The organism is Lichenicola sp., assembly GCF_965198575.1.
GTDB lineage: Bacteria > Pseudomonadota > Alphaproteobacteria > Acetobacterales > Acetobacteraceae > Lichenicola.
Window position 1 is genome coordinate 1276567 of record NZ_OZ240671.1, and the last position, 24549, is coordinate 1301115.

General features: G+C 68.4%; 21 protein-coding genes. 8 read left to right on the forward strand and 13 right to left on the reverse strand.

The annotated features are described in order from the left end of the window. Window positions 1-40: 40 nt before the first annotated feature. Window positions 41-1540 carry a hypothetical protein gene (locus tag ACOEQ2_RS06035; protein WP_419730476.1) on the reverse strand — a complete coding sequence of 500 codons (1500 nt, stop codon included), beginning with the start codon at window positions 1538-1540 and terminating at the stop codon, window positions 41-43. A gap of 258 nt (window positions 1541-1798) precedes the next feature. Between ACOEQ2_RS06035 and ACOEQ2_RS06040 the strand changes: the two genes are divergently transcribed. Beyond that, on the forward strand, window positions 1799-2674 hold the full coding sequence (locus ACOEQ2_RS06040) for a bestrophin family protein (protein ID WP_419730477.1): 876 nt from the start codon (window positions 1799-1801) through the stop codon (window positions 2672-2674). Here ACOEQ2_RS06040 and ACOEQ2_RS06045 read toward each other — a convergent pair. The 4 genes from ACOEQ2_RS06045 to ACOEQ2_RS06060 form a co-directional block, all read right to left on the reverse strand. After that, on the reverse strand, window positions 2671-2847 hold the full coding sequence (locus ACOEQ2_RS06045; RefSeq protein ID WP_419730478.1) for a hypothetical protein: 177 nt from the start codon (window positions 2845-2847) through the stop codon (window positions 2671-2673). The genes ACOEQ2_RS06040 and ACOEQ2_RS06045 overlap by 4 nt on opposite strands. A gap of 98 nt (window positions 2848-2945) precedes the next feature. Next, window positions 2946-3854: an MBL fold metallo-hydrolase gene (locus ACOEQ2_RS06050; RefSeq protein WP_419730479.1), complete on the reverse strand. Its 909-nt coding sequence runs from the start codon at window positions 3852-3854 to the stop codon at window positions 2946-2948. Window positions 3855-3950: 96 nt separating this feature from the next. Then, window positions 3951-4697, reverse strand: a complete 747-nt coding sequence (locus ACOEQ2_RS06055; RefSeq protein ID WP_419730480.1) for a response regulator transcription factor — start codon at window positions 4695-4697, stop codon at window positions 3951-3953. Then, window positions 4694-7498 carry an ATP-binding protein gene (locus ACOEQ2_RS06060; RefSeq protein ID WP_419730481.1) on the reverse strand — a complete coding sequence of 935 codons (2805 nt, stop codon included), beginning with the start codon at window positions 7496-7498 and terminating at the stop codon, window positions 4694-4696. Before ACOEQ2_RS06060 ends, ACOEQ2_RS06055 begins: the two co-directional genes overlap by 4 nt. Window positions 7499-7875: 377 nt before the next feature. Here ACOEQ2_RS06060 and ACOEQ2_RS06065 point away from each other — a divergent pair, with 377 nt between their 5' ends. Beyond that, window positions 7876-8013, forward strand: coding sequence for a hypothetical protein (locus ACOEQ2_RS06065; protein WP_419730482.1), 138 nt, complete (start codon window positions 7876-7878; stop codon window positions 8011-8013). Between the two features lie 181 nt (window positions 8014-8194). Continuing rightward, window positions 8195-8356: a hypothetical protein gene (locus ACOEQ2_RS06070; RefSeq protein ID WP_419730483.1), complete on the forward strand. Its 162-nt coding sequence runs from the start codon at window positions 8195-8197 to the stop codon at window positions 8354-8356. A 17-nt stretch (window positions 8357-8373) separates the two neighbouring features. Here the strand turns inward: ACOEQ2_RS06070 and ACOEQ2_RS06075 are convergent, their stop codons facing one another. The 6 genes from ACOEQ2_RS06075 to kdpF form a co-directional block, all read right to left on the reverse strand. Continuing rightward, window positions 8374-8859, reverse strand: a complete 486-nt coding sequence (locus ACOEQ2_RS06075; RefSeq protein WP_419730484.1) for an RES family NAD+ phosphorylase — start codon at window positions 8857-8859, stop codon at window positions 8374-8376. Beyond that, entirely contained in the window at window positions 8856-9368 is a 513-nt protein-coding gene (locus ACOEQ2_RS06080) for an antitoxin Xre/MbcA/ParS toxin-binding domain-containing protein (RefSeq protein ID WP_419730485.1), read from the reverse strand. The genes ACOEQ2_RS06075 and ACOEQ2_RS06080 overlap by 4 nt, the downstream gene beginning before the upstream one ends. 153 nt (window positions 9369-9521) lie before the next feature. Then, window positions 9522-10139, reverse strand: coding sequence for a potassium-transporting ATPase subunit KdpC (kdpC, locus tag ACOEQ2_RS06085; RefSeq protein WP_419730486.1), 618 nt, complete (start codon window positions 10137-10139; stop codon window positions 9522-9524). Between the two features lie 11 nt (window positions 10140-10150). Then, the gene (kdpB, locus tag ACOEQ2_RS06090) at window positions 10151-12271 is read right to left on the reverse strand and encodes a potassium-transporting ATPase subunit KdpB (protein ID WP_419730487.1); all 2121 of its coding nucleotides are present in this window, start codon (window positions 12269-12271) and stop codon (window positions 10151-10153) included. A 12-nt stretch (window positions 12272-12283) separates the two neighbouring features. Further along, complete coding sequence (gene kdpA / locus ACOEQ2_RS06095; protein WP_419730488.1) at window positions 12284-13993, reverse strand: potassium-transporting ATPase subunit KdpA; 1710 nt, start codon at window positions 13991-13993, stop codon at window positions 12284-12286. Between the two features lie 27 nt (window positions 13994-14020). Continuing rightward, window positions 14021-14110 (reverse strand): K(+)-transporting ATPase subunit F, encoded by a 90-nt coding sequence (kdpF, locus tag ACOEQ2_RS06100; protein WP_419730489.1) that lies wholly within the window; start codon window positions 14108-14110, stop codon window positions 14021-14023. A gap of 339 nt (window positions 14111-14449) precedes the next feature. Here kdpF and ACOEQ2_RS06105 point away from each other — a divergent pair, with 339 nt between their 5' ends. From ACOEQ2_RS06105 to ACOEQ2_RS06120, 4 genes are all read left to right on the forward strand, one after another. Continuing rightward, complete coding sequence (locus ACOEQ2_RS06105) at window positions 14450-17242, forward strand: response regulator (RefSeq protein WP_419730490.1); 2793 nt, start codon at window positions 14450-14452, stop codon at window positions 17240-17242. Between the two features lie 223 nt (window positions 17243-17465). Continuing rightward, a complete protein-coding gene (locus tag ACOEQ2_RS06110; protein WP_419730491.1) occupies window positions 17466-19091 on the forward strand; it encodes a tetratricopeptide repeat protein in 1626 nt (541 codons plus the stop codon). A gap of 217 nt (window positions 19092-19308) precedes the next feature. Then, entirely contained in the window at window positions 19309-21435 is a 2127-nt protein-coding gene (locus ACOEQ2_RS06115) for a S53 family peptidase (protein WP_419730492.1), read from the forward strand. 174 nt (window positions 21436-21609) lie between these two features. After that, window positions 21610-21924: a hypothetical protein gene (locus ACOEQ2_RS06120; RefSeq protein WP_419730493.1), complete on the forward strand. Its 315-nt coding sequence runs from the start codon at window positions 21610-21612 to the stop codon at window positions 21922-21924. Window positions 21925-22310: 386 nt separating this feature from the next. Here the strand turns inward: ACOEQ2_RS06120 and dksA are convergent, their stop codons facing one another. Together dksA and ACOEQ2_RS06130 are read right to left on the reverse strand one after the other, a co-directional pair. Then, a complete protein-coding gene (dksA, locus tag ACOEQ2_RS06125; protein WP_419730494.1) occupies window positions 22311-22724 on the reverse strand; it encodes an RNA polymerase-binding protein DksA in 414 nt (137 codons plus the stop codon). Between the two features lie 108 nt (window positions 22725-22832). Next, complete coding sequence (locus ACOEQ2_RS06130) at window positions 22833-23288, reverse strand: flagellar assembly protein FliX (protein WP_419730495.1); 456 nt, start codon at window positions 23286-23288, stop codon at window positions 22833-22835. A gap of 124 nt (window positions 23289-23412) precedes the next feature. Between ACOEQ2_RS06130 and ACOEQ2_RS06135 the strand changes: the two genes are divergently transcribed. Further along, window positions 23413-24519, forward strand: a complete 1107-nt coding sequence (locus tag ACOEQ2_RS06135; protein WP_419730496.1) for a flagellar basal body P-ring protein FlgI — start codon at window positions 23413-23415, stop codon at window positions 24517-24519. The last annotated feature ends 30 nt before the right edge of the window (window positions 24520-24549 follow it).

The following is a 24549-nucleotide window of genomic DNA, read 5'->3' on the forward strand; positions in this document are numbered from 1 at the left end:
TTCCGGCAATGCCGCCGACACTCCCCCGCGTGGTGCCCGCCTAGCGCCCGGGACCGTCGTCGCCCGACGTCGGCGACTGGACCGGAGCCAGCAGGATGCTGCCGCCGGGACCGGACGCGACCGGCGCATAGGCCTGCGCGAACGGCCGCATCACCGGGTCGTAGCCGAGCCTACTCACGGCATCGGAATGGGTATGCGACGCCGGACCATACTCGAAGCTCGCGAAGCCGCGCCTGGCCACCATCGCGTCGAACCCGGCGATCGGGCCGCCCTGCATGGCGCTCTGCGTCAGGTTGAAGACGTCGACGCTAAGCGGTTTGCCCGCCCAGATGCAGAGCGACGGCATCTCGCAGCCGGCCGGCCCGGGCAGGGAAGCAATGCGCGCGATCATCGGCTGCCAGGCAGCCTGGCGTGCGTATCGGTCGGTGACATCGTGCCAGGCGGCGGGCAGCCGCCACGGTGCCGTGCCGATGATCGGCAACGCGGCAGCGAGACACAGCCAGGCTGGCCCCGCCGATCGGCCACGCCATGACGGGCGGGCTGCCCAGGACCCGCCCAGCGCGAGCCCGAAGCCCACGCACAGGGCGATCAGCGTCTCGAACTGCGCGTTGTAGTTTACCCCGTCACCGAGCCGCTGCGGGATGCCGGTCACCAGCGCCACGGTCCCGAACACGGCCACCAGGACCACGCCGTTGCCCGCACTCCGGCGCCGGAGCAGCACGCCGACGATCGCCGCCATCGGCAGCAGCGGCGCCAGTGCCCCCGCCGCGTAGATCAGCCGCGACACCTTGACCGTGCGGTGGTGGCGCAGCACGTCGAGGAACGCCATGTCGCCGTACGCCGCATCGGTCAGCCCGAGCCCGAGGGCGACCGAGAGCGCCGCGGCAACCAGCCAGGCGGCAGCGACCCCTCGGTCCAGCCAGAGCAGCCAGAGCGTCACGGCAACCGGCAGCGCCACCAGGTTGTGCTTGATGAACCCGCCCGCCACCATCAGCCCCGCCGCGGCCGCGATCTGCCACAGCGCCGGCGGCCTGCGCTGCACCGTGCCGCCGCGCAGCAGCACCGCGAGGCCGGCCAGCATGAACGCATGGGCGAGCCATTGCGGATCGTCCATGGCGACGTAGGCGCGGTAGAAGCTGCAGGCGAGCAGCAGCAGCAGCAGCGACGCCGCCAGTGCCGGCCGGACCGCACCGCCCAGCTGCCGTACGATGAGCCCGGTCAGGCCGGCCACCGCCAGCATCGAGGCGAGTGCCAGAATCCGCCCGGCCAGGATCATGTCGCCGAACACGAACCGGCCCGCCGCACCGACGATCAGGAAGCCGAGCGGCGGATAGTTGTTGAACACGAAGTCGCCCGGCGCGGGATACAGCGGCCCAGCCCCCGGCAGCACCGCACGCGTGTCGAAGCCGGCGTTCCAGCCCTCGTTGGTGTTGAGCGGGACGTGCAACGGGATGGTCAGCACAGGGCCGAGCAGCAGGAACACAAGCAACACCAGGCCCGCCGCCAGCAGCGTGTCGATCGGTCGGTCGGAATGCGTCATGACCCGCTGCGCCTCGGAGACCGTTCGGAAATGTCGGGTCCGGAAGCAAGTGCCGCGTCGGATCGCCGGGCGCGTTATCGCACGAGCCTCGGAGTGCGGACCAGCGTGCAGCATGGCTGGGCGCCGCCGGTCCCTGCCCTATAACGGACGGCGCGCAGACCCTGGCCGCGCCTCGATCGCGCCGCCGGGGCCAGGGCGGAGCCAGACGGAGACCCGCATGCCACGTCGCAACCCCCCGGCCGACCAGGCTGCCCGCTCATGATCGTCGGACGGCGCGCCGGTATCGCCCGGCTACTGACAGAGAGCGTACGCCCGCTACTGGTGTTGTTCGCCTGGGACATCATCGTCGTGCTGCTGTTCCAGCTGGCGCATCGCAGCTGGATGGACCAGCCGGCACTGCCATACTCGCTGATCGGATCCGCACTCGTGCTATTCCTGAGCGTTCGCAACACCACCGCCTACAACCGCTGGTGGGAGGCGCGCACGCTGTGGGGCGGGGTCGTGAACAACACACGCAGCTTCTCGCGGCAGATGGCGACGCTGCTCGACGGTGCACCCGACCTGACGCGGGCGATGATCGCCTATGCCCATGCCCTGCGCGGCGGCCTGGCCGGCATGGATGTCTCGCCCGACCTGCAGCGCTTCCTGAAGCCCGAGTTCATCGAGCGCGTGCGGCAGCATCGCAACCAGCCGAACACGATCCTGTACGAGATCGGCGTCGGCGTGCGGGCGCGCGCGATCGAGGCCGGCGTGCACCCGGCGGCGCAGGCCGCGATCGATCGCATCCTGTCGGATCTCGCGAACGCCCAGGGCGGGCTCGAGCGGATCCGCAACACCCCGCTGGCGATCCAGTTTTCCGCGCTGCCGCGGATGCTGGTTCGGGTGTTCTGCGTGGTGTTGCCGCTGTCGATGGTGCAGGAGCTCGGCTGGATCACGCCCTTCGGCTCGACCCTGGTGGGCTTCCTGTTCGTGGCCCTCGACGAGATCGGCGCCGACCTGGAGAGCCCGTTCGAGCCCGGCCCGCATGCGGTGCCGATGTCGGCGATCACCCGCACCATCGAGATCGACCTGTGCCAGGCGATCGGCGACCCGGCCCCGGAGCCGATGCTGCCGGTAAAGGGCGTGCTGGCCTAGCCCGGCCCCACGCCCCAGAGATAGTGCACGACGTCCACCAGCGCCACGCCGGTGATCGGCATCACCAGCAGGCTGATCGCGCACACCAGGAAGATGATGCCGAACGCCCGTTCGCCAGGGGTCTGCCGCTTGCGCTTGCGGCCGGACTGGAAGTCGGTCCCGTCGAATGGCATGACGATCCTCTCCAGCGCGTTTCCGGCATGATCGCAGGAACCAACGGGGAACCCAGTGTGATGCCTCCGCCGCAGATGGTCCAGACCTTACTGATCCGTCATGTCTCGCCGTTCTCACTTGTGATCGGGGACGCGTAGGCGGTGCCGTCCTCGGCGCGGGCCGGGTGCAGTTCGTAATGCGGATGCGGCGGATGGGCGATCTCCTCGAACCGGCGCGCCAGCTGGTGCAGCCCCTGACGCACGACGGCTCCCCGTACCGCCTGGCCATGACCACTCAGCAGCAGCTCCGGCTCCAGCGCGGCCAGCGCCTCGACCGAGCGCCGTGCCGCAAGCCAGTCCTGGGTGAAATACATCGGCGGCCCATGCAGCTCGGTGCGGGCGGTCAGCACGGCATAGGCACTCTCCTGCGCCGTGGTGATGACGGCGTCGGCGGCCAGCAGCATGCGGTCGGCCTCGCGCCACAACGAGACATGCCCGACCGAGTGCCCCGGCGTGTGGATCCAGCGCCAACCGGGCATGTGCGGCACGCTGCCGTCCGCGGGCAGCGCCTGCAGTCTGGCGCCGACATCGACCGGTCCGCGCGGATACAGCGGCGACACCAGCGACATCAACCCGCCGCCGACCGACGGATCGGGCGGCGGATAGGCGGCACTGCCATCGAGATACGGATGCTCGAGCGGATGCGCATACACCGGCACGTCCCAGTGCGCGGCCAGCTCCTCGAGCGCGCCGACATGGTCGAAATGGCCGTGCGTCTGGATGATCGCCAGCGGTCGTGCGAGCAGGCCGAAGCGATGCGCCGCCGCGGCCATGATGTCCTCGGCGCACCCGGGCAGGCCGGTATCGATCATCACCCAGCCACGATCGCCGGCACCGGGGAAGCCGAAGAACCCCACATTGACCAGGCTCAGCCGCCGATAGGCGACGTCCGGGGCGATCTCGATGACGCCGTGTCCGGTATCGGTCCCCCACACTGCGGCTGTGTCGAGATGGATCTGCTGCGTCATCGGCTGGTTCCCCCGGGCGTCACGGCACCAGGCAAGCGGCACTGGCATCGGCACAGCTGACACGTCCGGCATCCGGGGCGGTTGCGGCCGACGCTCTCACAAAGCGGTCGGCTCGCCGGCGTCGGCAGGGTCATCAGGCTGGCTCAGCCGGTAGCCCACCCCCGGTTCGGTCTCGATCATCCGCGCCGCCGCGATGCCGAGCTTCTGTCGCAAGTGGCCGATATACACGCGCAAGTACTGTACATCCTCCGCATGGGCCGGTCCCCAGACGCTGGTGAGCAGCTGGCGGTGGGTCAGCAGCTTGCCGTCATGACGCATCAGCAGCGCCAGCAGGCCGTGCTCGCGCGGGCTCAGCGGCACCCGGACACCATCGACCCGCACCTCGTGCCGGCCGGGATCGAGCCGGATCGGACCCGCCTCGAGGGGCGTGTCATGCGAAGGCCCGGCGGCGGTGTCCGATCCGGGAGAGACGCGCGGTCGCAGCGCCGCACGCAGCCGGGCCAGCAGCTCGCCGAGCCCGAACGGCTTCTCCACGTAGTCGTCGGCGCCGGCATCGAGGGCGGCGATCTTCTCGGCCTCCCGGTCACGCGCCGACAGCACGATCACCGGAACCGAAGAGAAGCCGCGCAGCCGCTCGAGCACCAGCTTGCCGTCCATGTCCGGCAATCCGAGATCGAGCAGCACCGCGTCCGGGCCCTGCGAGGCCGCCAGCCTGAGCGCCTCGGCTCCGTCTGTAGCGGCGAGAGTGCGGTAGCCGGCCGCTTCCAGCGCCGGGCGCAGGAACCGGTGGATCTGCTTCTCGTCGTCGACCACCAGGATCAGCGAGTTCGAGGTGTCGCTCATCGGACGAGCGGCAGGCTGATGGTGATGAGCGTGCCGCGTCCGGCGCGCGGGTCCGGTGCGTCGATCCGGCGTCCGGGTGCCGGGCTGCGGGCGACGATGGTGCCGCCCATCACCTCGATCAGGCCGCGCGCGATGGCCAGGCCGAGCCCGGTGCCAGGCACCACGCTGTCGCCCAGACCGGCGCGATAGAAGCTGTCGAACACGTGGGGCAACTCCTCCTCGGCAATGCCCGGGCCCTCGTCGGCGACCCGTACCGTCGCGGCGCCATCGGCCACCGCGATCTCGACCCGGACCGCGAGCCCGGGCGGCGAGTACTTCACCGCGTTGTCGAGCACGTTGAACAGCACCTGCTCCAGCAGCAGCGGGTCGGCCAGCACCGCCGGCGCGGTCAGGTCGGGGGTGATCTCGATGCGCCCAGGCTCCGGCAGACGCGCCGCCGCCGCCCGCACCGTGTCGGCGACATCCACCCGGGCCATCCGCGGCACCACCGCGCCGCTCTCCAGCCTGGTCATGTCGGTGATGTTGGCAAGGAAGCGCGTCATCCGCGCGGTATCCTCCTCGATCGCCAGCAGCAGGTCGTCGCGGGTGCCGTCGGTCAGTCTGGTCCAGGCGGTGCGCAGCGTCTCGGCCGATCCGCGGATGCCGGTGAGCGGCGTGCGCAGGTCGTGCGACAGCGAGTTCAGCAGCGCCGTGCGCAGCTTCTGGGTGCCGTCGCGCGCCGTCGCCTCCGCGGCACCCCGCACCAGCCTGACCCGCTCGAGCGCCACCGCCGCCTGGTCCGCCAGGGCGCGCAACGTCTGCAGCGCCGGCTCGTCCAGCGGCAGCGCCGATTGCACGCCGATCAGCCCGTGCAGGCCAGGCGCCCGTCCATCGGCGTTCAGGTCGGCCTCGACGTCGCCCAGGATCGCCGCCGCACCATCGGATGCCGCACCCTCCGGAGATGCGATCCCCACCGGCAGGAACCGCCAGGGCGCCGATGGCAATGTCGCGGTGCCACGGCCGGCGGGCTCGCCACGACGCCAGGCCCACCGCGCGGCGGCCCAGGAATGCTCGTCCATGGTGTCGGCCGGCGGATCGGCGGTCAGGATGTCGAGCATGCCGTCGGCATCGACTGCGGACAGGAACAGCGCGCGCCCGGCGATCGAGGATGCCTGCCTGACGATCACCTCCTGCAGCTCGCGCTCCGTCACCGGAACGCCCAGTGCGCGGGAGAACCCCCCGATCCGTCGCAGGCCCTCGATGCGACCCTGTGCGGCGCGGGCAGCGGCGCCGAGCCGGCTGGCGACGATCCCGGTCGAGGTCGCCACCGCCAGGAACACCAGGATGGCGACCACGTCGCGCGGCGCGTCGATCGTCAGCCGGAACAGCGGCGGGATGAAAAAGAAGTTCCAGGACAGGAACGACACCACCGCCGAGTAGAGCGCGATGCCGAGACCGTACAGCACCGCCGCACCCACCACGGCGGCCAGGAACAGCATGCCCATCGCGTCGGGCTCGACCAGTCCGCGCAGCAGCCAGCCGACGCCGACCATCAGTGCCACCAGCGACGTCGAGACCAGCCACGGCGCCCAGCCATCCGGCAGCAGCGCCCGCAGCCACTGGCGATACAGCAGCTTCTGGCTGACCGGCTTCGGGTGGGTCGGCACCACATGCACGGCATAATCCGGAGCCTGCGACAGCAGCGCCGCGGCCAGGTTGCCGCGCATTCCCCGGCCCGCCAGCAATCCGCCCAGCCGGCGCCTGCCGAACCCGCGCCGCCCCATGCGGCCGACCACGATCTGGGTGATGTTGCGGGTCTGCGCCACCTCCAGCGCCACGCCGACGATGCCCTCATGACCGCTGCGCACCGCGCGGATCTCGGTCTCGGCACCCAGCTCGGCGGCCAGCGCCATCGTCCGCGACACCGCCTGCGCCTCCGCCGGCAGCTCGCCCGCAGGCTCGATATGCAGCGCCATCCACGGTGCATGCAGCGCGTCGGCAAGGCGCTTGGCCTGGCGCAGCACCGCCTCGCCGGAATCCGGCCCGACGAGCGCCAGAACCTGGTCGCCGGCCGGCCAGGGACCGGCGATGGCGTGCTGGCGCATGTAGTCGAGCAGGCTTGCATCGACATGCTGGGCCACCCGGCGCAGCGCGATTTCGCGCAGCGCCTGCAGGTTGCCGGCCCGGAAGAAGCCGTCCAGCGCACGCCCGGCGACGTCGTTGCGATACACCCGCCCCTGCGCCAGCCGGTCGCGCAGATCCGCCGGCGACAGGTCGATCATCTCGATCTCGTCGGCGAGCTCCAGCACATGGTCCGGCAGCGTCTCGGTGACGCGGATGCCGGTGATCCGCAGCACGGTGTCGTTCAGGCTCTCCAGATGCTGGACGTTGAGCGTGGTCCATACCGGGATGCCGGCGGCGAGCAGCTCGGCCACATCCTCCCAGCGGCGCGAATGGCGGCTGCCGGGCGCATTGCGATGCGCCAGCTCATCCACCAGCAGCAGCTTCGGATGCAGCTTAAGGGCGGCGTCGAGGTCGAACTCCGACAGCACCTGGCCGCGATACGGCACCTCCAGCCGCGGCAGCACCGTCAGCTCGCCGATCTGTGCCTCGGTCTCGGCACGGCCATGCGTCTCGACCAGGCCCACGACGATGCCGGCGCGGCCCGACGCCACCAGCCGCCGCGCCTGGGTCAGCATCTCGAAGGTCTTGCCGACCCCTGGTGCCGCACCGAGAAAGATCTTGAGCGGCGCACGGGTCGCGCGGGCGGCCACGGCGACGAGCGTGTCCGGGTCGGGCCGGCGATCCAGATCGGGACGCATCGCCTTGAACTCCTGGGCGGCCGGCTTGCCGTTAAGTCGGCGGCCGGTGCCCGCGGAGACTACGACATGATCAGGCCGCCATCGACATGCCTGGCGCAGTGATGGCCGGTACACCACCCGCCATCGGGCAATACGCGGGCAGGATCAGCCGAAGACAGCTTCCTCGACCTGTTCGAGCGGCTGCGGAAGGCCCGCATCATCCGGTGAACTCGGGCAGGACGTGGATCGGAACCGCCCAGGCGTGACAGGCGTCCGGATGCCGCTCTCTGCCACCGGCGACCGGCGGAGCAGCGATCGGGGATCCACCGACCGGGCCATTTCGGTCGCGGGGCGGCGAGGCGCCGACGCGGAAGCGCGACCTGACTGACGCAGAGCGCATGGTGGCGACCAACGTCCTGGGGCCGATCTGTCTGATCGATGCGTTGATCGACCACCTGGTTCAGCAGGCAGGTGCCGCGATCATCGACGTGACTTCCGGCACCGGCTTCGTTCCGTATCCCGCCTCGCCCACCTAAAGCGCAACGAAGGCGGCTACGCATGCCTACACGGTGGCACTCCGTCCGCTGCTGAAAGATCGCGTCGAGATGATCGAGATCGTCCCTCCGCAGGTGCAGACCGAACTGTCTCCCGGCCAATCCAGGCTGGCGCACTGCATGCCGCTTGCCGCTTTCGCCGACGAGGTGATGGCGCTGCTTCATGCACAGCCAACACCCCAAGAAGGTCTGCGTCGAGCGCGTACGCTACCTGCGCAATGCCGAGGCGCACGGCCACTTCGATGAGGCCTTGGCGATGATGGCGGCGCACTCCCAGAAGTTCGGACATTCCACTCATATCGCGGTGATCAGGCCCATCGCTTGATCGTGGCCGTCCTTGCGCTATGACGCCTTCGCGATCCTCGGGTCGTAGGTCCAGCGCCGGACTTTCCGGGCGCCGATGGATGCGCTGGCGGGATGCGCCGGATTGATCAGCACGTTCATCTCCTCAGGCACGATCGCAGACGGGATGACGAGCACTGCCGTACGTGCGCTCTCCAGCCATCCGGTGCCGAACTCGATGCTGGTGAGGCTCGCCGGTTCTGCATCCCAGCCGACCGGGAGCGAGGCGGCATTTCGTTCCTCCCGGGCATCCCAGATATCCCCGGGAATGGCGACCTCGACCAGGTAGCGGTTCATCGGGAGGCCGCCCGCATTCAGGTGGACGAGCGTTTCCAGGCAGGCCAGCGACCGAGTTTCGGACGCATACACCACTGCCGTATCCTGTCTGTTCCAGCGGCCACCGGCCCGCTTCGCACCGGCACCCGACATGTCGTTCGCCAGGTAGGCTTTCGCGTCGGTCGCGATCCGGTAGACGGTCCTGCTCAAGCGTAGGCGCCACTCTGGATCCGGGCGAGGCTGGCGGAGACCAGGTTCTGGCCTTCGATGGTATCGAGCAGGTCGCGTGGACGGACGCCACCCAAGGCCGGCAGCGGTTCGCCGAGCCAGCGCGACAGCCACGCGGTCGCATCGAAGCCCTCCGGATTGCCCGACTCCCCGACGATGGCCTCCACCTGGCCCACCAGCCTGGCCACACCGAGCACCCGTTCGCTTTCCGCCGCCGGCAGCCGCTCCTCGCCCTTGACCTTGCGGTTCAGGGTCGCCGCCGAGATGTTCAACGCGCGCATGCCCTCGGCCTGGACGCCGGAGATGTACGAGATGATGACCTTGGCGTCGGACGCGAGAACGCCGAGCTTGATAAGCCTGATCCGCTCGACTGCATCGGCCTTGTAGAAATCAAGGTAGCGGTCGGACGCGGGAGGCTGCATCGCCCGCCTGATGGCCTGCCGTGACGGCGTTCCATGCACAGGGCGGTCGCCATGGACAATCTGGGTCACGCCATTCACTCCATTTGAGCAATTGATAAGCTCAAATGAGTTGGAATGCGATGGAATTCAACCGCCTTGTCGATCATGCGCCGGATGCCCGGGCCGTGGGCGCAGGTCCGGTCCCCATCGGCAGGACCTGCGTGCATGGCATCCGGGTGCGGGTCAGTGCGCGGCCGCCGCCGGCAGCGCGTCGAGCGCCAGGTTGACCCGCAGCACGTTCAGGTGCGCCTCGCCGAAGATGCCGAGCGCCCGTCCCGTGGTGTTCGCGGCCAGCAGGTCGCGGATCGTGGCGACCGGAACATGCCGGGCATCGGCGATACGCGCCGCCTGCAGATCGGCATAGGCGGGCGAAATGTCCGGATCGAGGCCGGATCCCGAGGTCGTTACCGCATCCATCGGGATCGATCCGGCCCTGGCACCGGCCTTCACCAGCGTGTCGACGTCGCCGGCGACCCGGTCATGCAGCGCCTTCGAGGTCGGCCCGAGGTTCGACGCCGACGAGGTGCTGGCGTCGTACGGCGTCGGCACCGTCTTGGACGGATCCTTGGGGTCGGTGCCGGTGATGCCGGACGGACGCGCATGCAGGTATTGCGGCTCCGTCATCGCCTGGCCGATCAGCATCGAGCCGATCGGCTTGCCGTCACGCATCACCAGGCTGCCATTCGCCTGGAACGGCAGGACGATGGCGCCAAGCCCGGTGAAGCCGAGCGGAAATGCGAAGCCGAGCAGCAAGGTGAACAGCACGACGAGTGAAAGCGCCGGGCGCAGATGGGAAATCATGGCTGATGCCTTCAGGCAAAGATGTGCAGGGCGGTGAGCAGCATGTCGATGATCTTGATGCCGGCGAACGGCACGATGATGCCGCCGACACCGTAGAACAGCAGGTTCCGCCGGAGCAGTGCTGCCGCACCCTCGGCCCGGAACTGCACGCCGCGCAGGGCGAGCGGCACCAGCGCGATGATCACCAGCGCGTTGAAGATCACCGCCGACAGGATCGCACTCTGCGGCGTCGACAGATGCATGACGTTGAGTGCGCGCAGGCCCGGATACGTCGCCACGAAGATCGCCGGCAGGATCGCAAAGTATTTCGAGATGTCGTTGGCGATCGAGAAGGTGGTGAGCGCGCCGCGGGTGATCAGCAGCTGCTTGCCGATCTCGACGATCTCGATCAGCTTGGTCGGATCGCTGTCGAGGTCGACCATGTTGGCCGCCTCGCGCGCCGCCTGGGTGCCGGTCTGCATCGCCACGCCGACATCGGCCTGGGCCAGCGCCGGTGCGTCGTTGGTGCCGTCGCCGCACATCGCCACCAGCCGTCCCTCAGCCTGGGCGCGGCGGATGTAGTCGAGCTTGTCCTGCGGGGTCGCCTCGGCGACGAAATCGTCGACGCCGGCTTCGGTGGCGATCGCGGCTGCGGTGATGCGGTTGTCGCCGGTCACCATGACGGTGCGGATACCCATCCGACGCAAGGCAGCGAAGCGGTCGCGGATGCCCGGCTTGACCACGTCCTTGAGCTCGATCACGCCCATCAGACGGCCATCCTCGGCGACCGCGAGCGGCGTACCACCCGAGCGGGCGATGCGCTCGACGGAGGCGGTGAAGGCCGCCGGCGGGTTGGTCTCGCCGATCTCGCGCAGCAGGCTGTCCACCGCACCCTTGCGCCACGAGCGACTGCCGGCATCCAGCCCGGAAATCCGGGTGTTGGCCGAAAACGGGATCGCCACCGCGCCGACCGGCTTGTCCGGCAGACTGTTGAAGCGGTCGCGCACCAGCATGTGCACCGACCGGCCCTCGGGCGTCTCGTCATCCATCGAGGCGAGCGAGGCTGCCTCCGCCAGGTGCCATTCCTCGACGCCCGGCACCGCGAACAGTCCGGCGGCCATGCGGTTGCCGAAGGTGATGGTGCCGGTCTTGTCGAGCAGCAGCGTGTCGACGTCGCCGGCCGCCTCGACGGCGCGGCCGGAGGTGGCGACCACGTTGAAGCGCACCAGCCTGTCCATGCCGGCAATGCCGATCGCCGAGAGCAGGCCGCCGATGGTGGTCGGGATCAGCGTGACCAGGAGTGCCGCGAGCACCGGCACAGCCAGCATCGTGCCGGAGTAGTGCGCGAAGCCGACCAGGGTCGAGACCGCCACCAGGAAGATGATGGTGAGGCCGGCGAGCAGGATGTCGAGCGCGATCTCGTTCGGCGTCTTGGAGCGGGACGCCCCCTCGACCAGCGCGATCATGCGGTCGATGAAGGTGTGGCCGGGCTCGACGGTGATGCGGATCAGCAGGCTGTCGGACACCACCTGGGTGCCGCCGGTGACCGCCGACCGATCACCGCCGGCCTCGCGGATGACCGGTGCAGACTCGCCGGTGATGGCGCTTTCGTTGATCGAGGCGATGCCCTTGATGATCTCGCCATCGAGCGGGATCAGGTCGCCGGTCTCGACCAGCACCACGTCGCCGAGACGCAGCGAGGTGGAGGCGACGGTCGCGTAGATCGCCGGATCGTCCGGGTTGGCCAGGCGCTTGGCCATCATGTCGCTGCGGGCGCGGCGCAGGCTCTCGGCACGGGCGCGACCGCGTCCCTCGGCGACGGCCTCGGCGAAGGTCGCGAACAACACCGTCAGCCAGAGCCAGAAGGCGATCGCGAGTGCGAAGGCCGGGTGTGCCCCGGTCAGGAACAGGTCCCGAACACCGAGGATGGTGGTCAGGATGGCGACGATCTCGGTCACGAAGATGACCGGATTGCGCGCCAGGCGCCGCGGATCGAGCTTGGCGAAGGCGTCGCGTGACGCCCTGCCGATGATCGAGGCGTCGAACAGCGAGATCGCCTGGGCGCGATCCGGACTGCCGCCGGTGGGGCTGCCACCGGCCGGCGTGGCCGAGCCCGAGCGGGCGGGCATCGGGGTGATGTGGGTGTCGGGCATGTCTACGGTCCCTTAGTACGTCGTGCCGGCGCGCAGCACGTAATGCTCCGCGAGTGGCCCGAGCGCATCGGCAGGCAGGAATTGCAGGCCGCCCAGGATGAGCACGACACCTGCCAGCAATCCGATGAACAGCATCCCGGTGGTCGGGAAGGTGCCAGCGTTCATCGACAGCTTCGGCTTCGCAGCCAGCGAGCCGGCGATCGCCAGGATCGGCACCAGCACCGCGAACCGGCCGAACAGCATGGCGAAGGCGAGCCCGTAGGACATCAGCGGACCGGTCGCCGTGATGCCGGCGAACGCGCTGCCGTTGTTCTGTGTCGCCGACGTCCAGGCATAGAGCATTTCCGACAGCCCGTGCGGCCCGGCATTATCCAGCGCGCCCAATCCTGCAGGCAGCACCAGCGACAATCCGGCGCCACACAGGATCCACAGCGTCAGCACCAGCAGTGCCAGCATCGCCAGCTTGATCTCCTTGGCTTGCACCTTCTTGCCGAGATATTCCGGCGTGCGACCGACCATCAACCCGGCGACGAACACCGAGAGCAGCGCGAACACGACCATGAAGTAGAAGCCCGAGCCGATACCGCCAGGCGTGACTTCGCCAAGCTGCATCATGAACAGCGGCACCAGCCCACCGAGCGGCATGAAGCTGTCGGGCGCGCCAGCGACGGCTCCGGTCGAGGTGCCGGTGGCGCCAATATTCAGCAATGCCGTCAGCGGCGTGCCGAAGCGCGTTTCCTTGCCTTCGAGATTGCCCTGCAACTGGTCGACGCCGAGCGCATGCAGCAGCGGGTTGCCGGCGGCTTCGGCGGCATAGTTGCAGAGCACAGCGACCGAGAGCAGCCCTGCCATGGCGATGAACAGCGCGCGGCCCTGGCCCGGCTCCTTGACGATGCGGCCGAAGCAGACCGGCAACGCGAACGGGATCAGCAGCAGCATGACGGTCTCGAGCGCGCAGGTGAGCGCGGTCGGGTTCTCGAACGGATGCGCGCTGTTGGCGTTGAAGAAGCCGCCGCCGTTGGTCCCCAGCATCTTGATCGCCTCCTGGAAGGCGACCGGGCCCAGCGCGATGGTCTGCTTCACACCTTCCAGCGTGGTGATCTGCGCGTAGTCGTGCAGCGTCTGCGGCACGCCGCTGGCCATCAGAAGGAGCGTGCAGACGCACGCGATCGGCAGCAGCACGTAGAGTGTGCCGCGGGTCAGATCGACCCAGAAATTGCCAAGCGTCTTGACGCTGCCCTTGGCAAAGGCCCGCATCACCGCGACTGCGACTGCAATGCCGGTTGCCGGGGACAGGAAGTTGTGCACCGTCAGGCCGAACATCTGCGCGCCGTACGACACGCCACTTTCCGGCACGTAGGCCTGCCAGTTGGTGTTGGTGACGAACGAGATCGCGGTGTTGAAGGCGATCGCCGGCGGCATGCCGACGATGTGCTGCGGATTGAACGGCAGATAGAACTGCAGCCGCAGCATCAGATACAGCAGCGCGAAATGGATCGCGTTGAGCAGCAACAGCGCTGTCGCGTACGAGCGCCAGGACATGCCGGCGAGCGGGTTGATGCCGCAGAGGCGGTAGATGCCGCGCTCGACCGGCCCGAGCAGCGGCGACAGGAATGTCGGCCGCCCTTCGAGCACGGCTGCAAGGAAGCGGCCGACCGGCACCGCGCAAGCGAACGTCACGCCCAGCACGAGTACGATCTGGAGCAGGCCATCCTGTGTCATGTTGTCAGTTCCATAGTGAAATGGCCTTCAGAAATCTTCGGGACGGATCAGCGCCCAACCGAGATAGACCAGGAGGAAGCAGGAGACCGCGGCGCCCAGCACCAGATCGAAGGTCATGCGACTAGATCCTCGCGCAAAGTGCCGCGTAGCCGTCCATCAACATGATGGCGCCAAAGCCTACGAGCAGCAGAAAGATGTCGAACACGGCACGCCTCGTGGAAATCATCACGTCAGTTACCACCGGTGCTCGTAAAAAAGACATTCCGGACCCGCCGTCCCGGCATAAAGCCGCCATAAAGGACGCGAAACCCGGGCATCCTCACGACCGCTGGTTGTCCTGGTCGCCATCGTCTATGATGGATCTTGCGGACTTCCGCCTGTTCGCAGGGGAGAACCGCAATCTCAACGTTTTCTGGCCCAGTGCTCGACAGCCCGGAACAGGATCCGCGGCTGGTCATGCGCGACAAGATCGATTGCGCGCTCGAACCGATCACGCTCCCCGGCTCGATCCAGCCGCACGGCGCATTGCTCGGTCTGGAGCTCGCGCCGCGATCGCGCAGCCTCGACGTGGTGATCGCGAGCCGGAATGCCGCGAGCATGCTCGGGTGGGACGCTGCCCTGCCGATCCTCGGGGCGTCCGTCGCCGACCTGCTGGGGCACGCGTTCGCAGCCCTGATGCTGGAGCGGCTGGCAGCAGGGGCCCTGCGTCCGGAGGCGCCATGGCAATCGGCGCTCACCCTGGCGCCCCGCAGCCTCGATCACCTACCGCCGCTCCACAGCCTCGATCACGCCTCGCTGCTCCGCAGCATGGACATCTCCGTCCACCAGCATGACCGGCTGATCCTGATCGAGCTGTTCCCGACCGGGCCGCCCGGCCAGCAGGCGCGCACGATGCTGTGGCAGTTGCAGGACGTCCTGGTCGATCTTCGAGACAGCGACGGGGATCTCGAGGAACTGGCGCTGGTCGCGGTGCGTGGCATCCGGGCCGTCACCGGCTACGAGCGGGTGCTGATCTACCGCTTCGACCCGGACTGGAACGGCGAGGCGATCGCCGAGGACAAGGAGCCGGACTGGGACCTCTCCCTCGTCGGCATCCGCTTCCCGCCCGACGACATCCCCGCCCAGGCGCGCGCGCTGTATCGCCGCAGTGCGACCCGCTGGGTGGCGGACCGGGACGCAGCCCAGGTGCCGCTCGATGCGGACCCGAACTGGCTCGGCGACCGTGACCTCGCCGGAGCGATCGACCTGTCGTTCGCGCAGCTGCGCAGCCACTCGCGGGTCCACCAGGAGATCCACCGCGAGCTGTCCATCGACGGGGCGATGTCGCTGTCGATCCTGAGCGGCGGACAACTCTGGGGCCTGGTGGTGTGCCATCATCGCCAGCCGCATCATCCGTCGACCGAACAGCGCTCCGCCGCTTCACTTGTCGCCAACGCCTTCGCACTCGGGATCAGCGCGTCCGAGACCCGTAACGTGGAGCGCGCACGGCGAGCCGATCTCAACCGGCTCTCGGTGCTGCTCGCGCACATGGCGAACGCCTCGTCGGTCACCGCGGCACTCACCACCGGCGAAACCACGATTGCCAGCCTGCTCGATGCCGGCGGTGCTGCCGTGCTGTACGAGAACGAGCTGGCGCTGGTCGGCCACACCCCGCCCGAGGCCGATATCCGCAGGCTCGCCGACTGGCTGCGGACCGATACCGGGCCGGGCAAGCTGTTCCATACCAACCGCCTGGCCGGCCTGCTCCCCGACTGGGCCCGGCATGCGGGAGTCGCCAGTGGTGTCCTGGCGGTGTTCCTGTCCGACGACCGCACCGACCTGCTGCTGTGGTTCCGGCCGGACGAGCCGCAACTGGTGAGCTGGGAAACCGGCGTGCATCTGAATGCCGCGGACCAGGCAGCCCGGCACGCACGACCGCCGCCGGCCTTCATCCGCTGGAGCGACGCGCGGCAGGGGTTCGCCGTTCCCTGGGCGCCCTGGCAGTTCGAGATCGCCGAGACGCTCCGGCACGGCATCACCGAAGTCATCGTCCGCGCCCTGCACCGCATCCGCGAGCTGAGCGACAGGCTGCGGCAGGCGCAGAAGATGGAGGCAGTCGGCCAGCTCACCGGCGGTATCGCCCATGATTTCAACAACCTGTTGGCGGCCATCATCGGCAGCCTGGAGCTGCTGCAGGCTCGCGTGGCGCAAGGCCGGATCGGCGAGATCGACCGCTACATCGACATGGCGACGACCTCCGCGGAACGGGCGGCGTCGCTGATCCACCGCCTGCTGGCATTCTCCAGGCGGCAGACGCTGGATCCGAAACAGGTCGATGTCGGCAGGCTCGTCCTCTCGATGCAGGAGCTGATCGCGCAGACGGTCGGTCCGGCGATCGAGGTGGAGGCGGTGATCGCGGATGGCCTCTGGTCGGCGCTCTGCGATGCCAACCAGCTCGAGAGCGCGCTCCTCAACCTGGCCATCAACGCACGCGACGCGATGCCGCAGGGCGGTCGCCTGACCATCGAGGCAACGAACGCCCGCGTCGAGGAGGATCCGGACTGCGCCGATCCGGAAGTGCATGCCGGATACTATGTGGTGGCCTCGGTCACCGACACCGGCACCGGAATGACGCAGGATGTTGCCGGGCGCGTCTTCGAGCCGTTCTTCACCACCAAGCCGCTCGGAGAGGGCACCGGCCTCGGATTGTCCATGGTCTATGGCTTTGCCATCCAGTCGAACGGCTACACCCGCGTCGAGAGTGAGATCGGGCTCGGCACCAGCGTGCGGATCTACCTGCCGCGCCACCTGGGGAGTGCCGAACCCGAAGCGACGATCCTGCCGGAATTCGCTCCGAACCATGCCAGGGCCGGCGAAACCGTGCTGGTGGTCGATGACGAGCCGGTCCTGCTGATCCTGATCGGCGACGCCCTGCGCGAGCGCGGCTTCACCGTGATCCAGGCAGCCAATGCAGCCGACGCGATGCGTGTGGTGGTGCAGTCCGACCAGCCGATCGACCTCCTGGTCAGCGACGTCGGCCTGCCGGGAGGCATGAATGGCCGCCAACTCGCGGACGCTGCGCGAGAGCAACGGCCCGAGCTGAAGGTGCTGTTCATTACCGGTTATGCAGGCGACACGCTGACTGGCGACGGAATTCTCGAAGCCACGATGCAGGTCATCACGAAGCCATTCACGCTGGATGTCCTCGCTGCCAGGGTCCGCGAGATGATCCAGGATCAGGACGAGCCCGCGGAACTTCCACTGCGCTGAGCCTGGACTCCGCATGGTGTCGTGGCCGGGCGGCGTGTGGCGGGAGTTTACAAGCCCGGCCTGCCAAATTACGACCGAAGCAGTCGGGCCTGAAACCACCAGCCCCGAAATCACCAGAACGGACATCGCCGCCTGTGCCGTCACGCCACCCCAGTCGTGGTCGGAAAAGCCTCACGGATGATCCGACGCCGTGCGTGTAGCCGCTCCATCCACGAGCAGTCCGGTGGGAACCGCCGATACGATCTTCGCGACGGGCAATATCCTGCTGGCGCAAGGCCGGACCGATGAGGCAATCGCGCTTTATCGAAACGCCGTGCAGCTTTCGCCAGGCCACGCCGGTGTGCGCACCAATCTCGGCATCGCCCTGGTCCGGCTCCGGCAGTTCGACGAGGCGCTCGTCTGCTTCCGGGCAGCGGCGGCGCTGCAACCGTCCTCGGCTGCCGCCCAGGGCAATCTGGCACGGGTGCTCGGCGATCTTGGCCGCACCGATGAGGCGATCGCATGCCATCGCCGTGCCTGCATGCTCAGCCCCGAAGCCCCCGCCGCCCATTTCGATCTGGCACAGGCGCTGCACATCGCGGAGCGCCTCGACGAGGCATTCACCGCCTATCACGCATGGCTCTCGCTCGCGCCCGAGGACGCACCGGAGCGGGCGCTCGTGCACAACAACATCGGCAACATCCTGCGCAAGCAGGACCAACCCGACCGTGCCGTCGCCAGCTACCGCATCGCGTCGCAGCTGCAACCGATGTCCGCCGAGATCCTGGTCAATCTCGGCAACGCGCTGATCCAGCAACGACACCTCTCCGAGGCCGAGCAGTGCTTTCGTACTGCGGTGCGGATCAGGCCGCAGCATGTCGATGGGCATGCCGGTCTCGCCCTGGCCCTGTTGACGGAAGGCGCGCTCGCCGAGGGGTTTTCCGAATATGAATGGCGCTGGCAGACGCCGCAGATGATCCGCAGCGCGCGGGCCTTCGAGCAGCCGCAATGGACCGGCGAGCCGGCTGCGGGACGGACACTCCTGATCCACGCCGAGCAAGGGTTCGGCGACACCTTGCAGTTCTGCCGTTACGCACCCCTGGCCGCGGCGCGGGGAATGCGGGTGGTGCTGGAAGTCCAACGTCCCCTGCAGCGTCTGCTGCAACGATTGCCTGGCGTCGGGACGGTGATCGCCCGGGGCGACACGCTGCCGCCGTTCGATCTGCATTGCCCGATGCTGAGCCTGCCGCTGGCGTTCGGGACCACGCTCGGGTCGATCCCGTCCGAGCCCTGCCTGGACGCCGACCCGATCGCCGTCGCCGCATGGGCGGAGCGGCTCCAGGCCATGTGCGAGCCACCGACCGGAGGCCAGCCGCGCGATCTGCTGATCGGCCTGGTCTGGGCGGGCAATCCCTATCGAGGCTCGCCGGTGCTGGAGGCGGTCGATCGCCGGCGCTCGGTTCCGCCCGGATTGTTGCGGCCCCTGTTCGACGTGCCCGGCGCCCGCTTCGTCAGCCTGCAGAAGGAGCGCGTAACCACGCCTGGCGATGCGCGCCTGCTCGAGCCGATGGATGCGGTGGCCGACTTCGCCGACACCGCCGCCCTGGTGAGCAATCTCGACCTGGTCATCACGGTGGATACCGCGGTGGCGCATCTGGCCGCGTCGCTTGGTCGCCCGGTCTGGCTGCTGGACCGGTTCGATGCATGCTGGCGCTGGCACGATGGCCGCCGCGACAGCCCCTGGTATCCCGGCCTGCGCATCTACCGTCAGGCCGGACCGGGCGAATGGAACGGCCTGCTGATCGAGGTCGAGCACGATCTGCGCAGCCTGGCCTCGGCAGCCCGGACGTCGGAGCTTCGGCGCCGATAGCCGTGTGCTCCACCCAAAGCTGGGCGCGCGACGAGACATTTCTGCAGGTTCATAATAATGCGCGGTAATGTGTCAAAACTTGTGAAAGCAGGCTTGCCACGGGATTGCAGCGCGGTAACCTTGCACAGGAACCGGGCACCAGAGGGGTTTCCGGTGGGTTGCGACGACTTCTGCTCAAAGGTCGGGCAACCGTTTCTGCTGCTCCGGAGGAATACGCTTGCGCTCCAATAAATTAGCACGAAGGGCGGGGCTCGGCTGCGCGCTTGTCTGCCTGACAACCGCCGGTGCGAATGCCGCAACCGGAGGCGGGCTGGTCCCGGCACTGGTATCCGAAACCTCGCTCACCACCCTGTCCCACTCGAGGCCCGACGCGCTCGCGTCCGCGACCGACCAGGGTGCGCTCGCCGCCAACCATCCGCTCCAGCATCTGCAGCTGGCCCTGAAGCGGCCGGCTGATCGCCAGGCGGCACTCGACGCGCTGGTGCTGGCCCAGACCACCAAGGGCTCATCGGCGTATCATGCCTGGCTGACGCCGGCGCAGCTGCGTGACCAGTACGGCCCCGCCGCCTCCGACATCGCAGCCACCGAGAAGTGGATGCAGTCGCACGGCCTGACCGTGAACAGCGTCTCGCCCACCGGCATGTCGATCGACTTCTCCGGCACCGCGGCAACCGTCGGTGCGGCCTTCCACACCACGCTGCACAGCTACAGCCGCAACGGGCTGCAGCATTTCGCCGCGTCCGGCGACCAGTCCTTCCCGTCGGCACTCAGCCCGGTGGTGTCCGGCGCGGTGCTCAGCAACTTCTTCCCGCATCCGCTGCTGCAGGCCGCGCGCAAGCCCACGGCGGCAAAGCTCGCCGGCGCCAAGGTCACCAAGGTCGGCACCAGCTACACGATGGCGGTCGGCGGCACGACCTACTATGCGGTCACGCCGGCCGACTTCCACACGATCTACGACGAGAACGTCCTGTTCAACGGCTCCAGCGTCGTCGGCAAGGTGACCGGCGCCGGCGTGACCGTCGCCGTCGCCGAGCAGACCGACATCCGCGCCGCCGACGTGCAGAGCTTCCGCTCGCAGTTCGGCCTGTCCAGCTACAAGGGCACGTTGCAGCTGACCCATCCGGGCGGCTGCGAGGATCCGGGCTTCACCGGCGACGAAGGCGAGGCAGCGCTCGATGCCGAATGGTCAGGCGCCGTGGCTCCGGATGCGACCATCATCGAAGCATCCTGCTCCTCGAGCGAGACCGGCTTCGGCGTGATGACCGCGCTGCAGAACCTGATCGAGGGCGGCACCACCGCTTCGGCAATTTCCGTCTCCTACGGCGGCTCCGAGGTCGGCAACGGCATCGTGTTCCTCACCGAGTGGTCGAACCTCGTCGAGGAAGGTGCGGCTGAAGGCATCTCGATCTTCGTGTCGACCGGCGACGGCGCAGCCGACATCGCCGATACCGGTGCCACGCTCGGCACCAGCGGCGTCAACGTCAACGGCCTCGCCTCCAACGTCTATGACACGGCCGTCGGCGGCACCGATTTCGGCGACACCGTGGAAGGCCTGAACGGCTACTTCTGGAGCGCCTCGAACAGCACCACCGGCGGTTCGGCCAACAGCTACGTGCCGGAAATTCCGTGGGACAACAGCTGCGGCTCGTACGTGAACTGGGCCGGTGCCCGGGCCGCGGGTCCGCTGCAGAACTGCAACAACCCGCAGACGACGGCCTCCTACCAGAACGTCGTCGGTGGCAGCGGCGGCCAGAGCCTGCTGTTCGCGAAGCCCTCCTGGCAGTCGACCAAGCTGCCGGGCATGCCGAATGACGGCGCGCGCGACCTGCCCGACATCTCGCTGTTCGCCTCGAACGGCCAGTGGAACCACTTCTATCTCGAGTGCATGTCCGACACCGCCGAGGGCGGCGTCCCCTGCACCTACACCAACCCGACCAACTTCTTCGGGTCGGCTTTCGGCGGCACGTCGTTCGCAGCACCGGACTTCGCAGGCATTGCAGCGCTGGTTGCCCAGCTCTACGGCAAGGTCGGCAACATGGCGCCTGCGCTCTACCAGATCGGCCAGATCCAGTACACCAACAGCCGCCTGGTGCAGCAGTGCCAGACCACCAGCTTCCCGGCGAACCCGCTCTGCGTGTTCCATAACGTTGCGGTGGGCGACAACTCGGTGGCCTGCCAGGCCGGCACGCCGAACTGCTACACCAATGCCCTCTCGACCAAGGGCATCGGCGTGACCTCGACCAGCACCAGCACGCTGTCGCCGGCCTTCTCGGCAGGTGTCGGCTACAACCTCGCCACCGGCCTCGGCTCGGTGGACATCCCGCAGCTGCTGCTGAACTTCTGAGCCCCAACCCCGGGCGGAGCGGCCCTCCGCCCGGGTTCATTGAGCGGACTGACGATGACAGGGTTCCGGAGGCCACGGCTTCCGGGACCCTGTTTACGTTTCCCCATTCAGATTATCCGCAACCTGCCCGCCCCTGGCGCTGTTCTGGTTCAGGTAAACTAGCGGGAGCGCGTCATGGCCGACATCCAGGAACCCGACACTTCCGGCGAGGGCAAGCACGGCCAAGCGCGTCGGCTGGCGGATGCTGCCCTGAAGGCGCAGGCCGAGGGACGTCTCGACGATGCCGAGCGGCTGTTCGCGGAGGCCACCCACACCGACCCGCAGGCGGTCGAGGATGCGCTGGCGGAGACTCCTGCAGGCGCGAAGTACGACGCCGCCGAGATCGGCACCGATGCCGAGGTGGCCGCAATCAGCCGCACCATCCAGCCGAACGCGGACGCGCCGTCGCGTTCAGGCATCACCGGCTCGGGCAGCGGCGCCGACGATTAGGGGGCGGGCTGGTCAGGTCGGTCGCGACCCGGAACAGGACGTCACGCCTGTCGGCGGTACGCTTTCGCAGGACCGGGAGAGGCGATGACGAGGCGCCAGGAAATCCCGGTCGGGGTTGCACGCAACGCTCGACCCCGGGACAGCCGGGCACCCATTCCTTAATCTTATGCGCCGTGACCGCTGGGACGCGTCAACCGCGTGCAGATGACATGTTCAGCCCGGCGAATTACGGGACCAACCTCACCTGCACCTTGGGCGGTCGCGCCAGGATCAGTTCGTTCACGCCCCGGATAGCATACCGGCTTTTCCGAACGACGCCGGACAGACGCAGCGGCCACCGGGCGTGGTCGCCAAGTTCGCGGCGGGCGGCACGGGACGGCCTGCACTCAGTCGTCGCGGTGCACCTTTTCCATCCGCTCGTGACGCTCCTGCGCCTCGATCGAGAGTGTCGCGATCGGACGAGCCTCGAGCCGCTTCAGCCCGATCGGCTCGCCGGTCTCCTCGCAGAACCCGTAGCCGCCGTTCTCGATCCTAAGCAGCGCCTGACCGATCTTGGCGATCAGCTTGCGGGCCCGGTCGCGGGTCCGCAGCTCCAGGGCACGGTCCGTCTCGACGGTCGCCCGGTCGGTGATGTCGGCCTCGTGGATGCCGCCTTCCGAGAGACTTGCCAGCGTGCCGTCCGCTTCCTTGAGAAGTTCGGCCCGCCACCTGAGCAGCTTCAGCCGGAAATATTCCGCCTGCCGCGGGTTCATGAACTCCTCGTCGTCGGTCGGGCGATAATCGGGGGGCAAGGTCAGCATGAGCGCCTTTCCTGGAGCGACGGCAGGCGCCACCGTGGAGGAATCGCCCGGCTTATACCGAGGGGCGCCGGTTGCGCCAAGCGCGAAGTCCCCGTTGTGACAGAACCTTCAAGAAGCCGGGCCGGGCGATCCCGAGCCGGATGCCGCAGCCCTGGCCAATTCGATCCGCGCGCGCAGCCGGATGGCGCCGATGAGCCGGGCCAGCGCCGGATCCACCGCCCTTGGCTCCTGGTCGACCAGGGCCAGCAATTGCTCCAGCGCGTGCCCGTCCCCGCCGGAGAGCAGGGCACGCTGCAGCTCCGCCAGTGCCGCGAGCAACGCGCGACCATGCTGGCGGGCCTCACGGTCGGCGGCGCCGGAGCCGGCCTCGGCCGTCGCCCCCTCCTGCAATGCGAGCAACGCGACGCTGCTGACACGGGCAGCCGGGCCTGAGCCCTCGGCACGATCCAGGCCAGCCGCTGCGGGGGTGGCGACACCTGGCACCACGAAGCCGGCCTGCTGTGCGTGCTGCGCCGGCGCAACCGGTCCGACCGGGCGCGTGCCGCTGATCCCGCTGACCGTCATGCGGCCCCGAGGGCCCGGTCATTCGTCGTTACGTGCATCGGATCGCCCCTCCCCGTTCAGACATCGTTAGCTGTTTCGCCTCACAGTGTAGAGCCGAAACCTTGACGACCCTTGAAGGGACCGAATGCGCACGCTCTGCCTGCTGGCACTGTTCATCATGACGCTGCTGGCGTGGCCGCGGGACGGACGCGCAGAAGCCGTCCGGATCAAGGACATCGCCGACGTCGAGGGCGTCCGCAGCAACCAGCTGATCGGCTACGGCCTGGTGGTCGGCCTCAACGGCACCGGCGACCGGCTGAATAATTCGCTGTTCACCCGGGAGTCGCTGATCAGCATGCTGGAGCGGCTGGGCGTCAACATCCGCGACCAGGAGGCCAAGCTGCAGACCCGCGACATCGCCGCGGTGATGGTCACCGCCGAGTTGCCGGCTTTCTCGCATGACGGCAGCCGGATCGACGTGGTGGTCTCGGCGACCGGCGATGCCACCGATCTGTCCGGCGGCACGTTGCTGGTGACGCCGATGATGGCGGCCGACGGTGACGTCTATGCGGTGGCCCAGGGCCAGATGGTGAGCAGCGCGTTCGCGGCCAAAGGTGCTGCATCCTCGATCACCCGCAACATCCCGACCAGCGCGCACATCGCCAACGGCGGGATGGTCGAGAAGGAAGTTGCGGTCGACCTCAGCACGCGGAACACGTTGCGCCTGTCGCTGCGCAATCCCGACCTCACCACCGCCGAGCGCATGGCCACGGTGATCAACGCGAGCCTGGGGCCGATCGCCCACGTCACCGACCCGCGGACCGTCACCCTGAGCATGGGCGGCCACGACGTGATGAGCACGCTGGAACGCGTCGAGGACCTGCTGGTGGAGCCGGATACCCCCGCCACGGTCGTCATCGACGAAGCCAGCGGCACGATCGTCATGGGCGACAACGTCCGCATCAGCACGGTGGCGATCGCGCAGGGCAATCTCACGATCCAGGTCACCGACGCGCCGGTGGCATCGCAGCCGGGGCCGTTCTCCAACGGCACCACCGCCGTGCTGCCGCGGACGACGATCAAGGTCGATACCGGTGCAACCAAGCGACTCGGCATCCTGAACGAGGGGCCCAGCCTGCGGGATCTGGTCGGCGGCCTGAACTCCCTCGGTGTCGGACCGCGCGACATGATCAGCATCCTGCAGACGATCAAGGCAGCGGGCGCGCTGCAAGCCGATCTGGTGGTGCGATGACCAACCTGGGAACTGCAACACTTCTCCCGG

Bases quoted from the DNA above. Each gene is read 5' to 3' on its own strand.
- ACOEQ2_RS06035 (WP_419730476.1), bottom strand. From the start codon at position 1,540: ATGACGCATTCCGACCGACCGATCGACACGCTGCTGGCGGCGGGCCTG.
- ACOEQ2_RS06040 (WP_419730477.1), top strand. From the start codon at position 1,799: ATGATCGTCGGACGGCGCGCCGGTATCGCCCGGCTACTGACAGAGAGC.
- ACOEQ2_RS06045 (WP_419730478.1), bottom strand. From the start codon at position 2,847: ATGCCATTCGACGGGACCGACTTCCAGTCCGGCCGCAAGCGCAAGCGG.
- ACOEQ2_RS06050 (WP_419730479.1), bottom strand. From the start codon at position 3,854: ATGACGCAGCAGATCCATCTCGACACAGCCGCAGTGTGGGGGACCGAT.
- ACOEQ2_RS06055 (WP_419730480.1), bottom strand. From the start codon at position 4,697: ATGAGCGACACCTCGAACTCGCTGATCCTGGTGGTCGACGACGAGAAG.
- ACOEQ2_RS06060 (WP_419730481.1), bottom strand. From the start codon at position 7,498: ATGCGTCCCGATCTGGATCGCCGGCCCGACCCGGACACGCTCGTCGCC.
- ACOEQ2_RS06065 (WP_419730482.1), top strand. From the start codon at position 7,876: ATGGTGGCGACCAACGTCCTGGGGCCGATCTGTCTGATCGATGCGTTG.
- ACOEQ2_RS06070 (WP_419730483.1), top strand. From the start codon at position 8,195: ATGCACAGCCAACACCCCAAGAAGGTCTGCGTCGAGCGCGTACGCTAC.
- kdpC (WP_419730486.1), bottom strand. From the start codon at position 10,139: ATGATTTCCCATCTGCGCCCGGCGCTTTCACTCGTCGTGCTGTTCACC.
- kdpB (WP_419730487.1), bottom strand. From the start codon at position 12,271: ATGCCCGACACCCACATCACCCCGATGCCCGCCCGCTCGGGCTCGGCC.
- kdpA (WP_419730488.1), bottom strand. From the start codon at position 13,993: ATGACACAGGATGGCCTGCTCCAGATCGTACTCGTGCTGGGCGTGACG.
- kdpF (WP_419730489.1), bottom strand. From the start codon at position 14,110: ATGACCTTCGATCTGGTGCTGGGCGCCGCGGTCTCCTGCTTCCTCCTG.
- ACOEQ2_RS06105 (WP_419730490.1), top strand. From the start codon at position 14,450: ATGCGCGACAAGATCGATTGCGCGCTCGAACCGATCACGCTCCCCGGC.
- ACOEQ2_RS06120 (WP_419730493.1), top strand. From the start codon at position 21,610: ATGGCCGACATCCAGGAACCCGACACTTCCGGCGAGGGCAAGCACGGC.
- dksA (WP_419730494.1), bottom strand. From the start codon at position 22,724: ATGCTGACCTTGCCCCCCGATTATCGCCCGACCGACGACGAGGAGTTC.
- ACOEQ2_RS06130 (WP_419730495.1), bottom strand. From the start codon at position 23,288: ATGACGGTCAGCGGGATCAGCGGCACGCGCCCGGTCGGACCGGTTGCG.
- ACOEQ2_RS06135 (WP_419730496.1), top strand. From the start codon at position 23,413: ATGCGCACGCTCTGCCTGCTGGCACTGTTCATCATGACGCTGCTGGCG.